The 13110-nt window shown below is 63.1% G+C and carries 10 protein-coding genes; 5 read left to right on the top strand and 5 right to left on the bottom strand.

Annotated features, from left to right (window positions below; genetic code table 11):
* Positions 1-43: 43 nt before the first annotated feature.
* Entirely contained in the window at positions 44-727 is a 684-nt protein-coding gene (locus tag NGM99_RS04950; protein WP_252816572.1) for a sugar transferase, read from the bottom strand.
* 492 nt (positions 728-1219) lie between these two features.
* Positions 1220-2143, bottom strand: a complete 924-nt coding sequence (locus NGM99_RS04945) for a glycosyltransferase family 2 protein (protein WP_252816570.1) — start codon at positions 2141-2143, stop codon at positions 1220-1222.
* Between the two features lie 215 nt (positions 2144-2358).
* Between NGM99_RS04945 and NGM99_RS04940 the strand changes: the two genes are divergently transcribed.
* The 4 genes from NGM99_RS04940 (at position 2359) to wecB (ending at position 7850) form a co-directional block, all read left to right on the top strand.
* Positions 2359-4020, top strand: a complete 1662-nt coding sequence (locus NGM99_RS04940) for a GMC oxidoreductase (protein WP_252816568.1) — start codon at positions 2359-2361, stop codon at positions 4018-4020.
* Between the two features lie 176 nt (positions 4021-4196).
* Entirely contained in the window at positions 4197-5756 is a 1560-nt protein-coding gene (locus NGM99_RS04935; RefSeq protein ID WP_252816566.1) for a GumC family protein, read from the top strand.
* A gap of 3 nt (positions 5757-5759) precedes the next feature.
* On the top strand, positions 5760-6620 hold the full coding sequence (locus NGM99_RS04930) for a CpsD/CapB family tyrosine-protein kinase (RefSeq protein ID WP_252816564.1): 861 nt from the start codon (positions 5760-5762) through the stop codon (positions 6618-6620).
* A 57-nt stretch (positions 6621-6677) separates the two neighbouring features.
* Positions 6678-7850, top strand: a complete 1173-nt coding sequence (gene wecB, locus NGM99_RS04925) for a non-hydrolyzing UDP-N-acetylglucosamine 2-epimerase (RefSeq protein WP_252816562.1) — start codon at positions 6678-6680, stop codon at positions 7848-7850.
* Between the two features lie 128 nt (positions 7851-7978).
* On the opposite strand, the gene wecC is transcribed toward wecB, so the two are convergent.
* The 3 genes from wecC to NGM99_RS04910 are packed head-to-tail and all read right to left on the bottom strand — an operon-like array spanning position 7979 to position 11373.
* Positions 7979-9235, bottom strand: coding sequence for a UDP-N-acetyl-D-mannosamine dehydrogenase (gene wecC, locus NGM99_RS04920; RefSeq protein ID WP_252816560.1), 1257 nt, complete (start codon positions 9233-9235; stop codon positions 7979-7981).
* 60 nt (positions 9236-9295) lie between these two features.
* Positions 9296-10087, bottom strand: coding sequence for a WecB/TagA/CpsF family glycosyltransferase (locus NGM99_RS04915; RefSeq protein ID WP_252816558.1), 792 nt, complete (start codon positions 10085-10087; stop codon positions 9296-9298).
* A 2-nt stretch (positions 10088-10089) separates the two neighbouring features.
* Positions 10090-11373, bottom strand: a complete 1284-nt coding sequence (locus NGM99_RS04910; RefSeq protein ID WP_252816556.1) for a hypothetical protein — start codon at positions 11371-11373, stop codon at positions 10090-10092.
* A gap of 318 nt (positions 11374-11691) precedes the next feature.
* On the opposite strand from NGM99_RS04910, the gene NGM99_RS04905 reads away from it, so the two are divergent.
* A complete protein-coding gene (locus NGM99_RS04905; RefSeq protein WP_252816554.1) occupies positions 11692-12636 on the top strand; it encodes a glycosyltransferase in 945 nt (314 codons plus the stop codon).
* Positions 12637-13110: the final 474 nt, after the last annotated feature.

The raw sequence follows: 13110 nt of genomic DNA, 5'->3' as shown, positions 1-13110 counted from the left end.
TTTGGCCGCTACTCTCCCAAGGCAAAGCCCTGATGTTCTCCAATCAAATCCCCGTGCCGCGGACCACTACCAGGGGCGTCATCACAAGGATGCGAAGGTCTGTCGCGAAAGACATGGCGGCGGCATAGCGATTGTCGTGGCGTGCCCGTTCGGCAAACGAGCAGTCGTTGCGGTCGCTGACCTGCCAGGACCCCGTGAGCCCGGGCCTCAGCGCGAAATAGGCCGTGCCGGGATAGTGCCTGCGCTGATCCAAGAGCATGGGACGAGGCCCGACGAGGCTCATTTCGCCGCGCAACACGTTGAGAAACTGTGGCAGTTCGTCGAGCGAGTACTTGCGGATCAACCGGCCGAGCGGCGTGATGCGTGGATCCTCGCGGAGTTTCTGGTTGCGCTCCCATTCGAGCCGTGCCTCCACGTTGGTTTCCAGATAATGCCGAAGGCAGGCTTCCGCGTCGACCTGCATGGAGCGTAGCTTCCATAGACGGAACGGCCGCCCGTTCATGCCGATACGCGGCTGCGCGAAGAAGGCCGGCCCCCCGTCGAGGCGGATCAGAATGGCGAGAACAAGGATAAGGCAAAGGAGAAACGGGGCTGCCAGAAGCGTCGCCCCCACATCGATGCAGCGTTTCACCTTCGGATAAAGCTTCAAGGGACGCGAGCCGGGAAGAATCCAAGCGCTATCGAGCATCAGGCCGCGCTCATGCAGCCTGGCAACGGACTCCGTCATGGAGGCCTCCAGATATGAAGACTATGTTGGGCGCTGCTGCCATGGCCGCGCGCTCTGTGCGCGGCGCGACAACCCCTCGAAATCCTTCAAGGCAGCAGTCGATTCGGCTACCCGCAAGATTTAACGAATCTTAATCGCCCCGTCCCGAGGCTATCAATCGTCTAGACCTAGCAACATTGCTCTAGATCGGATGGTTCAACCACGCTCTCGATCGATTCCTTCCGCAATATATCCCGGATCGGGCAGAATTTTTCTGCTTTTCCATTCTTCACACGGCGCAATTCGCTCAGCCGTATGGAGGAAGATGGGCACCCCGCAACATCCGATCGTGGCATTGGTTTGAGAAAGGAAATCGATCCAATTGGCGAGGCTTGCGCATCCTGACGGCAAGCCTGGGATCGAGTGCGCCATGGGCAGGCATATTTCAGGATGCGCCGGAACCCCCTTGGCCATGTCCGCAGGCGAAACCCGCGCAATGAAGTTGAAATCGGATCAGGACGCTTCGCGGTTCCAAAGACCGACCATTGCACCCGCGTCGTTGCGCCAAAGCAGGCGCGCCATCAGTTGGGCCCGGTAAAAGCGCACCCTCGCCAGGCAAACGAAGGCTCGCCAGCGTGGCGCCAAGCCTTGAAGACGGTCGGATCGCAGAATACGCGGCACGGATGCGAGCGGTGAGACAACGGCCGCGGCAGCCTTTGCCGCCCAGACCGCCCGGCGGCCCGGCTTCATGCCGACATGGCGGAACTCATGCGCCACATGACGGTCCCAGCGGCGCGCCAGCTCGGCAAAGGACTTGCAGGACGGCGTCGTCACGCGCGCTTCAGGCAGGAACGCCACCTTGAAGCCCATCGCGGTCGCGCGCTGCCCCCATTCCGTGTCCTCCATGGTGGCGATGCCGCCGAAGGGACCGACACGCCGGAACACGTCGGCGCGCACCGCCATGTTTCCTGTGGCCGCAAAGCCGAGCTTTTCGGTATAACGCCGCACCTGGTAGCTGAAGACGCTTTCGTAGGCCTCGACTGCGCTCAACCGATCGGGGTCCTGCGGCTCGATACCGATCTCGCCCCCCAGAAAATCGATCTCCGGATGCCTGTTCATGAAGTCGAGGATAGCCGAAACCCAGCGAGGATCGGCCAAGCAGTCCGCGTCGATGAAGGCAAGAAGCGGCGCGCGCGCAACGCTTGCGCCGCGATTGCGTGCGGGGCCCGGACCGGGAACGGTCTCGATCTCGAGCCGCACATCGGCAAATCCGTCGCAAACCGTGCGCGGCGGCTCGCGCGAGCCGTTATCCACCACGATCACCTCGACGCTTCCTTTTTCCACCTCCTGGTTTGCTAGCGCCGCGAGACAGCGCCGCAGTTCACCTGGCTCGTTGAGGTGTGGAATGATCACGCTCAGCTGCGGAACGGCTTGCATGGCTCGAACCTCGTCTGTCTGGCGGAAGCACAAAGCACGGCTCAAGCGGACAACTACTTAATCCGCGTGGTGCATGCCGTCACGAGAGACCACGATTATTGGCGAGAGGCAATATTGGTCAAAAGGAGGATTGGCCATGACTTCATACCCCTGCCTCCATTTCATTATCATTTGAGAATGAAATCACATCGCTTGGGTCAGAAGGTTCGAGCCGCATGTCTCTGTTTCGTCTCTCCGAAATCGGCGCGGAAGCTGAGCGGGTCGTTGCACCGATCTGCATAGTCGGTGCGGGCATTGCGGGCCTGCTCATGGCGCGCCGCATCGCGGCGGCCGGCCGGCGCGTCGTTCTTCTCGAAAGCGGTGACGCGGATCACGGCGAGGAATGGCAGTCGCTCAACGAGATCGAGGACCCGAACGGATATTACAGCCGTTCACTGAGCGGTCGGCACCGCGGTCTCGGCGGCACCTCCTTCCGCTGGGGTGGACGGATGATTCCCATAACCGATTATGAAACCGGCCCGCGCCGCAATCTGGGCCAATCGGGGTGGCCTGTCTCGATGACGCGGTTCACGCCTTACCAGCAAGAGATCGAGACACTTTTCGGTCTGGCCGATGGGTCGTTCGACACAATGGGGGATGAGAGCGGCGGGCTGGAAGAAGGCCGCTTTCCGGCGGACGCTGAAACCTTCTATCCGCGATGGGCCAAGTGTCCGAGTTTCCGCAAGTGCAATCTGGGCGCCCAGCTTCGGCGAGAATGCGCCCGCAATGCCAATCTCGAAGTCTGGCTCGACGCCACGGTGTACGACTTCCGACTCGACAGGCTCAGCGGCCGGCTCGAAGCGCTGACGGCGCGCAGCCTGAACGGACGCGAGATCACCATCCATGCTGACCGCTTCGTGCTCGCGGCCGGCACGATCGAAAGCACACGCCTTTTGCTGCTTCTTGACAAGGTATCTGAACAGCGCGCGTTCGAGCGCTGCCGCGTGTTGGGTCGCTTCTTCCAGGACCATCTCAAGGCCGAAATTGCTACGGTCGACCGCACCGATCCCAAGCTGACGGGACAGCTCTTCGGCTATCTGTTCATGAAGGGGACGCGGCGCGACATCCATCTCGACCTGTCGGCGGGCGCCCAGGTCAAGCATGACGTGTCGGGGGCTTTTGCCTATGTATCGATGGATCTGTCGACCAGCGTGCTAGGCAATCTTCGAGCCGCTGCACACGGATTGCAGGAAAGGCGGCTCGACGTTGCAGGGCTCGGACACATCGCGGCGCATGCAGGAACAGTCGTCCGCTCGGCCTACTGGCGCTTCGCCAGAAAGCGTCTTTACGTCCCCCCCGATGTCACGCAGCGCATCTTCCTGTGCGTCGAGCAACTGCCGCATCACGCGAACCGCATCTCGCTCGGTGAAACGCGTGACAGGCTCGGCACCTGCAATGCTCGCCTCGAGTGGAAGCCGACTGCTGCCGACGAGCGAACTTTCCGCACGGCCGTCGCCTGCCTGACCGATTACTGGAAGAAGTCCGGCTTGGAAGCTCGCTGCCCGCTTCGGCTTTCCTCCGCGGCGCGCGATCCGCAAGCGCTCATCACCGCCAGCGCGGAAGCCTGTGCGCACCCTTCCGGCTCGGCGCGAATGGGAACGAATCCCGCCTCCTCGGTCACACGGCCGGACCTGTTCTGCCACGCCGTGCCCAACCTTGCCGTGGTGAGTGCGGCAGTGTTTCCAACGGCAGGCAGCGCGAATCCCACTCTGACCATCATGCAACTCGCCTATTGGGCTGCCGATCTCTACCTCCGCGCGACGGCGTCCAGCGCCGAGCAGATTCTACAGCCGGCCGATGCGGGCGCCATGGCCGCAGCGGCCATGGGCGCCTTATAGGCCGAAATGTCGAGCCCGGCGCCGGTCTAATCCTTAAGGTGCATAGGCTCGGTCATCGGAGCGAGGAGGTCGGGATGGGCCTCCCTACCCAAGCCCTCCTAAGGTCTGTCTAGGCTTTCAAGCCCTAGCCGGCCGAAGATCGGGAACCAATCCGGCAAGGGAGCTTGCGCTTCGCGATGGGTGATTTCGATATTCGCCATCTGTTTTCGGTCTTTCTGAAGCGGCTCCCGCTTTTTCTGGGCATCGTTGCGCTCGGCGCGACCCTCGGGATCGCAACCGCCCTTCTTCTGCCCCCGGTTTATCGCGCCAGCACCAAGCTTCTGGCGGAAGCACCACAGATTCCCTCCGACCTTGCCAAATCCACGGTTCCCACGAGCGCGCTTGAGCAGATTCAGATCATCGAGCAGGAAATCACGACGAGCGAGATCATGCTCGACCTCGCCGACCGGCTGAACATCTTCGGTGAGCGACGTGCGCAGCTTTCGGACGACACGCTTGTCGACAACATGCGCGCACGCATCCTTTTCGAACAGGTGCCGCTTACCGTGACACCCGGCGAGCAGAGCGCGAATGTCTTCAACGTGTCCTTCGATGCGCGCGATCCGGTACTCGCGGCACGCGTCGCCAACGAGCTTGCCGATATCGTGCTCGACCGCAACATGCGAGTGCGCACGGGCCGCGCCGGCGACACGCAGGCCTTTTTCAACGGTGAGGTGTCGCGGCTGGGCAACGAGTTGACCGGACTCGAATCCCAGATCCTGCGATTCAAGAACGCCAACAAGGACGCACTGCCCGACAGCATCGACTTCCGTCGCACCCGCCAGTCGAACGGCCAGGAAAAACTTGCACTGCTCGACCGCGAGGAAGCTGGCCTTCGCCTGCGGCGCGACAATCTCGTGCGGCTCTTCGAGAACACCGGCCAAATCGGCGGTGCGGGCCCGCTGACACCCGACCAGCAGATGCTGCAGGACCTCAATCGCGCGCTGTCCGACCAACTTTCGATCTATTCGGAGGCAAGCCCGAACATCGTGACTCTCAAGGGCCGCATCGCCGCGGTGCAAAGGCGCGTGCAGGACAACCAGACGGCCAATACGACCAGTCGCAAGACCGAGCCTTCCAGCCTCGATATCCAGCTCTCCGAGATCGACGAGCGACTTTCCCAGATCGGCCGCGAGCGGAGCAGCATCGAGGACGATCTTTCGACGCTCGGCAAGACCATCGCGGCCACGCCCACCAACCAGACCACGCTCAATGCGCTCGAACGCAGCCGGGACAATGTGCAGGCCCAGTACAACACGGCGGTGGCCAAGCTCGCCGAGGCATCCACCGGTGAACAGATCGAAATGCGCTCCAAGGGCGGGCGCATCTCGGTGATCGAGCAAGCCCAGCCGCCGGCCAAGCCGGAAAGCCCCAAGAAGAGCAAGATCGTGGCCATGGGCTTGGGGATGGGCATCGTGATGGGGCTGGGCCTCGTCGTTTTGCTCGAGCTCCTGGACAAATCGATCCGCCGCCCGACCGAGCTCGCGCAGATGCTCGAAATCCAGCCGCTCGCGACCATTCCCTATATCTGGATCGAAGGCGAGAAGCGCACGCAGCAGGCCAGGCTCGCCTTCGGCACCCTCACGATGGCCTGTGCGCTGCCGCTGTTTCTTCTTGTCGTCCAGCACTACCGCCAGCCGATCACTGGACTGATCGAGCATGTCGCCGTGAGCCTCGGCTCCAATCGGGTGATGTGAGAGATGTCGATGCGCTCCGAAGAATTCTCCGCCGCCTACCCGCTGACTGACATGCATGAGGATGGCCGCATGAGCAGCAGCGCCTCACCCGTGATTCCGATGCGGGATCCCCTGATCAGCCTCAAGCCTGAACTGCTCCAAGGGGGTCCGCAGGCGGCCGAGGGTGCCGCCTGGGATGCGCTGCACTCCATCGACATCGATCCGAGCGTCGCCGCCAACAGCCGCATTCTTGCCTTCGAGCGCAGGGATCCGGCGTCCTCGGCCTTCGATGTAGTTCGCACGAAACTCTTGCAGACACTGCGTGAGAACAACTGGCGTTCGGTCGCCATCACCTCGCCGACCGCCGGCTGCGGCAAGACCGTGGTGGGGCTCAACCTCGCCTTCAGCCTTGCACACCAGAAGGACTGCCGGACGGTTCTCGTGGATTTCGATCTGCGGCGACCGCAGGTCGCCAACGCGCTGGGCCTGCGTGAAGCGCCATCCATGCGCGCCTTTCTGGAAGGTCGCGCAGGCGTCGAGCGCACCTTTCTGCGATTCGGCGCCAACCTTGCCTTTGCTCCCAACGATGCGCCCGTACCGATGCCTGCCGAGCTTCTGCAAGGTGCGGAAACCACGCGCGCCATCGAGACGGTCAGAGAAAGCCTCGCACCCGATGTGATGATCTTCGACCTGCCGCCCATGCTCGCCAGCGACGATGTGATGGCGTTTCTGCCCCATGTCGACTGCGTGATGCTGGTGGCGGCCGCCGGACAGACCACGCTTGCCGAGATCGAGCAGTGCGAACGTGAGTTCGAGGGACGGGCCAACTTCTTCGGCGTCGTGCTCAACCGCTGCCACACGACCATGCAGAAATACGGATATTAATAGCCGGCTAAATTCAATCGTCCGGCACGGCATTCGTTTCAGACGGGGGACCGGAACATGCGCAAGATTCTCGTCGTCTACGGCACGCGGCCCGAAGCCATCAAGGTCGCACCGATCATCGCGGCACTGGAACGTTCGACGACCTGCATGCCGATCGTGGCGGTCACGGGCCAGCACCGTGCGATGCTCGACCAGGTCAACGGGCTCTTCGGCATCGTGCCCAGACACGACCTCAACGTCATCACCGAACGGCAACGTCTGGAAGACGTCACCTGCCGCGTGCTCGCCGGCGTGGCCGACCTGATCGCGCAGGAACAGCCCGACGCGGTGATGGTACAGGGCGACACCACGACCTGCTTCGCCGCGAGCCTCGCGGCATTTTATGCCAAGTGCCCGGTGATCCACCTCGAAGCAGGATTGCGCACGGGCGACCGCTACAATCCGTTTCCCGAAGAGATGAACCGCCGGATCACCTCGCAGGTCTCGGTCCTGCATCTGGCCCCCACCCATGAGGCGAAAGCCAATCTCCTGCGCGACAACATCGCCCCGGAAAATATCCTCGTCACCGGCAATTCGGTGATCGATGCGCTGCTCGACGTCGCAAGCCGCGAAATCCCGATCGAGAACCCGGACCTCGTCTCGCTTGCCGGCAAGCCTTATGTGCTCGTCACCGCGCATCGCCGCGAATCCTGGGGCGAACCGATGGAGCGCACGGCACGCGCCATCGCACGTCTCGCGCGGCTTTTCCCGGACCACACGTTCCTTTTGCCCGCGCATCTCAATCCGCGCGTGCGCGAAACGCTTCTGCCACCGCTCGAAGGGCTGGCCAATGTGCTGATCACGGCACCGCTCGGCTACAGCGATTTCGTGCTTGCCCTTCACGGCTGCCGCATGGTGCTGACCGATAGCGGCGGCGTGCAGGAAGAAGCGCCGAGCTTCGGCAAGCCGGTTCTGGTTTTGCGCGAGACCACAGAACGGCCCGAAGCGGTCGCAGCCGGCACGGTGAAGCTGGTCGGAACCGACGAAGAGCGCATCGTGCGGGAAACGGTGGCGCTGCTGACGGATGCGGCCGCCTATGACGCCATGGCGCGAGCGGTCAATCCTTACGGCGATGGCCTCGCGGCGGAGCGCACCGTCAAGGCCATCGAGCGTTATTTCGGCCTCGCTGTTGCCGTGGACGAGTTCGACGCCGCGCCGCTGCCGGCAGTCACCGAGAACGTCGCCGCCTGATCTACCGGATTGGCGGGTGCCGCTCGGCGGGTCCCGTCGCGTGCTTCAACCACTTCCTTCGAAAACCTTCGGCCCACAGCGCCTGTTCGCGCTGCGGGCCGAACTGTCGCAGGAATGGTGCCAGCGCGTCAGCGCCAGGCGCCGCGCGTGTCGTAGAGGACCTTGCCGCTGAGCCGCGTGTGCCGCATCGCCTTGAACGGCTCGTGCTCGACGAGCAGCACCACGATATCGGCACTTTCCACCGCCTGATGCGCGCCGACGAGCTTGATGTTGTCACGGCCAGCGAGCTGGCGCGGGAGTGCATCGACGTAAGGATCGGCCACCACGATCTCGACATCGGGCAGACCTTCGGCGATCAGTCCCACCACCTCGACGGCCGGGCTTTCGCGGATATCGTCCACATTGGCCTTGAAGGTGAGGCCGAGGCACGCCACCGTCGGCGTGCGGAAGCGGCGGGCCTTGCCGATGACCTGTTCGGCCACATGGTGCGGGCGACGGTCGTTCACTTCGCGCGCGGTGCGGATCAGCGGGGAAATCTGGGGCGCAGCCGCCACGATGAACCACGGATCGACCGGAATGCAGTGGCCGCCCACACCCGGCCCCGGATTGAGGATCGAAACGCGCGGGTGACGGTTGGCGAGCTTGATCACTTCCCAGACGTCGATGTGAAGATGCTCGGCGATCGCCGAGAGCTCATTGGCGAACGCGATATTCACGTCGCGATAGGCGTTCTCGACGAGCTTCGCCATCTCGGCACTCGCGGCATCGGTCAGCAGGATCTCGCCTTGCGCGAAGATGCGATAGATCGAGGCCGCAGCTTCCGCACAGCGCTTGGTCAGCCCGCCCACGATCCGGTCATTGGTGATCATCTCGATCATGATGCGCCCGGGCAGAACGCGCTCGGGGCAGTGGGCGACGAAGATGTCGGCATTGGGCTCGGTGTCGTGCGGCATCTTGAGGTCGGGCCGCTCTTCCGCGATCCAGCCCGCGATCTTCTCCGTGGTGCCGGGCGGCGAGGTCGATTCCAGCACAACGATGTTGCCCTGCCGCAGATGCGGCGCGATCTGGCGCGTAGCGGTCTCGACGTAAGACAAGTCGGCCGAATGGTCCTCGTTGAAGGGTGTGGGCACGGCGATGATGAAGGCGTCTGCCTCCGGCGTTTCCGATGTCGCCTTCAGTTGGCCCATGGCCACCGCACCGCTGACGGCCACCGCCAGGTCCGGCTCCACGAAGGGCACCTCGCCGCGCGACACAGCACAGACCGTCTGCGGATTGACGTCGACGCCGATCACCTCGATGCCGCGCGTGGCGAGCACCACGGCCGTCGGCAAGCCGATATAGCCCAGGCCGATGATGGCGACCCGGCCTTTGAACAGGTTATGCATTCTCTCGTCCCCCCGGACTCGGAATCTCAGGCACTGAATGACGGTATCGAACCAACGGCCTTATTCCGCCGGCTGCATCACGGCGGAAGCGCGGCTGCGCTTGAAGGCGCGGGCCGGGCGCAGGAGCTCGGCCAGTGTCAACGCCAGAAAGATCGTGTTGGTGCGCGCATAGCGCCACCAGAGCCGGCGCGGCTCCTGCATCACGCGATAGGCCCATTCGAATCCGGAGCGCTGCCAATGATCGGGAGCACGCTGGGTGAGGCCGGCCAGGATGTCGAAGGAACCGCCGACGCCATGAAGGATCGGCACATCGAGCGAAGCCCCGTGCGCACCGAGGAAGATCTCCTTTTTCGGCGAGGTCATGCCGAGAAACAGCATGTCGGCGCCCGACTGTCGGATGTCCTCGGCGACCTCGGCGCTTTCAGCAGCCTTGAAGTAACCATGATGACTGCCCGCTATGCGCAATCCGGGATAGGCCTGAGCGAGGCGCAGTTGAAGCGCGGCCAGCACCTCCGGCTTTGCGCCAAGCAGATAGATCGAGCGGTTCTCGCGATGGGCCAGGCCCAGCAAGCGCTCGAAGATGTCGATGCCGGCCACTCGCTCGGGCAGCGGCCGTCCGAGCAGCCGGCTCGCCCAAACCACCGACTGTCCGTCGGCGAGCAGGAGGTCGCATTCCATCAGCGAGTTGCGCAGCGCCTCGTCGCCGCGCAGATTGACGATCTTGGCCGCGTTGAGCACGCCGAGCAGCACCCGGCTGCGCGTGACCAGCGCGTTGCGGCACTGCTCGATCACCTCGTCCATGGAGAGCGGATCGAAATAGAGGCCGAAAAGAAGCTGGCGTCGATGGCGCATGATCATGCCCTCCCGTTCTCCTCATCCCTTGGGGATCCATCCCGAGCAGCCAGCACGGCGCCTCCGCCGAGCCAGGCATAGAGCATCCAACCGAACTCATAGGGCCGGCACTCATGGTCGATGCGGGCAGGCGGGAAGAGGATGTCGAGGCCCGGCAGCTTCAGTCCCGGCTTGAAACGCGTGGTGAGAGCGGACACTGCACGCACCATCTTTCTGGGCTCGCGCCGCGCGGCCTTGCGCCAGATCACGGAATGCTTCTCGGACACCATCGGCTCGCGCACTTCGGGATGATGGTCGAGCCAGCCGAGCCCCTTCACCACGGACGCCATGTGATCGGTGCCGCCCGCCTCGCGCAGGTCGAGCAACGCCATCGGTCCCATGGCGTGCTGATGGACGCTGTAGACTGGGTAGCCTTCGACCACAGACCCATCGCGCGTATCGTAGTGCCACCACCATTGGCCGGCCGGGCCCTGGAGCGCGCAGATGCGGGCGGCTGCGGCTTCCGCGCCTTGCAAGGCACGCTTGTCGCCGTTGAGCGCATAAAGGCGCGACAGCGCCTCGATCGGATAAACCTGATCGGCGAAGGAGCCGACATGGGCGCGCATGCGGCCATTGGCCGTTGCTGGAAGCGTATGGGGAAAGAGGCCCGACGGGCTCTGCGCCGCGAGGAGTCTGTCGCGCGCGGCAACAAGAAGCTGCGCCGTATCGCCCAGCCGGTGACCCGAAACCGCCGCCATCAGCGCCCAGGCTGTGTCCACGGTGTTGATCGGCGCGTCGGTCAGGAAGAGTTCGGTGAGCCGGCGGAACAGGGCTTCCGCGAATATTTCGCTTGCCTCGGCCGACGTCCAGGCGGCAAGAGCCACCGCGCCCGGGTCGTTGGAGTATTCCGCCCTGCCCGTGGTGCGCACGATGACGTCCTGCGCCGTGTCGCCCTTGAGAATCTGCTTTTGTTCGGTTTCGTCGAGCAGGCTGACGCCGAGGCCCACATTCACCGCATAGCGCAGGCTGTCGCCTTCGGCCGCCACCGCGTCACGCGCAGGCGTCAGCCTGACGGTATGCGCGAAGGCACCATCCGCATACATCTGCGGCAGACCGCGCTTGGCCAGTTCGAGAAACTCGCCGACCCGCCGCGCAAGCGTGGGAGACATGCGGCGAAGCGCTTCGAGACGGTCCAGCGGCTGTGTGGCCGGAAGCGTCGCATTGTCGGCTACCACGACGAAGGGCCGGACCGGCGGCTCGGGCCGTTCCCCGAAATCGCGCTCGCTGCGGAAACTCATATTTTTCATCGCGTCGCACCCTGGATGAAACGGATCGGGGACGGACCAGCAGGCAAGCCGGATACCGAACCACCGATTTCGACAACGATGTTCCGAAATTCGAACGCTACTTGGCTATTCGCATGAAAGACTTAGCTGCAGCGGACAGAGCGCGGACACGCGCCCCGCCCTTACGCCCATCGGACGAAGCGTCACTCCATCCGAACACCCCCAACCGCTGAATTGCCAGTCGCCATAAGCCGTCTTTCTCCCTGTCCCCGTACGCCTGACGCTCTTTAGAGTTGGGCCGGCACAAGAAACTCGGAAACCGGACCATCGCGAGGAATCATGACGACGCTCGGCGTTTCAACGGAAGCGGAATATCCCCTCGCCGCGCAGCCGGCGCCGCTGGCGGTGATCATCGTCACCTATAACAGCGGGGAAGTGCTCCCCGGCCTGCTCGACTCCCTTCCTCTGGGCATCAACGGCGTCGAGAATGTGCGGGTGATCGTGGCGGACAACGATTCCCGCGATGCCTCCCCGGAACTCGCGGCTTTCCATTTCACCAAGCCGGAACTCGTGCGCATGGGGCGCAATGCCGGCTACGCCACCGCGATCAACGCCGCTGCGGAACTTGCTGGCCCGGAAAGCGATCTGCTCGTGCTCAATCCCGATATCCGCCTCATGCCGGGCTGCGCAAGGCTACTCCGAGAGGCACTGGGTGATGAGGGAGTGGGTGTCACGGTTCCTCGCATCATGCATGGGGACGGGACGCTCGCGCCCTCGCTCAGGCGTGAGCCATCCATCCTGACGGCTTGGTCGGAAGCCTTGATCGGGGGGAAGCTGGCACGCAGGCTCGGGGTCGGAGAGGTGATCGCGGACAGCCGGCTCTACCAGCGGCGCGCTGCCGTGAAATGGGCAACGGGAGCCGCGCTGATGATCAGTGCCGAGGCGCGCGCCCGTGTCGGAGACTGGGACGAAAGTTTCTTTCTCTACAGCGAGGAGGTCGATTTCATGCGCCGGGTTCGCCAGAGCGGCTTGCGCATCGACTTCATTCCTTCTGCACAGGCCACCCATATCGGTGGTGAAGCCAAAACGAACCCGTTTCTGTCGAGCATGCTGACGGCAAACCGGATACGGGATTACGGCCGCCGGCATGGCCGCTTCGCGACTGAATTCTTTCGCCTGGGCGTCGCGCTCGGCGCTGCCCTGCGCGCACCGCTGGGGCGTGTGCATCGCGCGTCTCTCCGCGCGGCCCTGACAGGATCGCTTCACGGAAGCCCGAACGCCTGAAAACTGCCCGCAGGAACGGATGCCAGTTCTCTACACCAGGCTTTGTGCCGCCGAATTGCCTCAAATGGAGGCCCCTTGCAGCACTCCTTTCGGTGTTTCCATGTGCGACCGGATGATAAATCGCCGCTTGAACGCGTTCATGCGTGGCAGACGGTCGCACATTTCGACACGCATCAGACCAACCGTCCGTCGACGCTAATCGTGTCGGTCGTCGCTTCGGATGACGCAGCGTCGTGCAACCTCCCTTTTGAATGCTAAGTCACTCTGATCGCATTACGTTTCATAAAGATATGCAAAAATCAGCATACCCTCACTTTACTTATAGTTGTAAGCCGTTTTTACGCCCTACCTATCCTTTATAAGTAACAATGTTATAGTCCTAAAGAGCTATATTCATCTTTTAGCCGTAAATTTGCATAAAATTCGCCACCTTTAAGCCATAGCGTGGCCACGCTGCTTAAGTCTGGTCTAAGG

Origin of the sequence: Mesorhizobium liriopis (genome assembly GCF_024053505.1) — a bacterium.
Lineage (GTDB): Bacteria > Pseudomonadota > Alphaproteobacteria > Rhizobiales > Rhizobiaceae > Mesorhizobium_B > Mesorhizobium_B liriopis.
This window is presented reverse-complemented; position numbering and strand designations above follow the sequence as displayed.

Bases quoted from the DNA above. Each gene is read 5' to 3' on its own strand.
- NGM99_RS04945 (WP_252816570.1), bottom strand. From the start codon at position 2,143: ATGCAAGCCGTTCCGCAGCTGAGCGTGATCATTCCACACCTCAACGAG.
- NGM99_RS04940 (WP_252816568.1), top strand. From the start codon at position 2,359: ATGTCTCTGTTTCGTCTCTCCGAAATCGGCGCGGAAGCTGAGCGGGTC.
- NGM99_RS04915 (WP_252816558.1), bottom strand. From the start codon at position 10,087: ATGCGCCATCGACGCCAGCTTCTTTTCGGCCTCTATTTCGATCCGCTC.
- NGM99_RS04950 (WP_252816572.1), bottom strand. From the start codon at position 727: ATGACGGAGTCCGTTGCCAGGCTGCATGAGCGCGGCCTGATGCTCGAT.
- NGM99_RS04910 (WP_252816556.1), bottom strand. From the start codon at position 11,373: ATGAAAAATATGAGTTTCCGCAGCGAGCGCGATTTCGGGGAACGGCCC.
- wecB (WP_252816562.1), top strand. From the start codon at position 6,678: ATGCGCAAGATTCTCGTCGTCTACGGCACGCGGCCCGAAGCCATCAAG.
- wecC (WP_252816560.1), bottom strand. From the start codon at position 9,235: ATGCATAACCTGTTCAAAGGCCGGGTCGCCATCATCGGCCTGGGCTAT.
- NGM99_RS04930 (WP_252816564.1), top strand. From the start codon at position 5,760: ATGTCGATGCGCTCCGAAGAATTCTCCGCCGCCTACCCGCTGACTGAC.
- NGM99_RS04935 (WP_252816566.1), top strand. From the start codon at position 4,197: ATGGGTGATTTCGATATTCGCCATCTGTTTTCGGTCTTTCTGAAGCGG.
- NGM99_RS04905 (WP_252816554.1), top strand. From the start codon at position 11,692: ATGACGACGCTCGGCGTTTCAACGGAAGCGGAATATCCCCTCGCCGCG.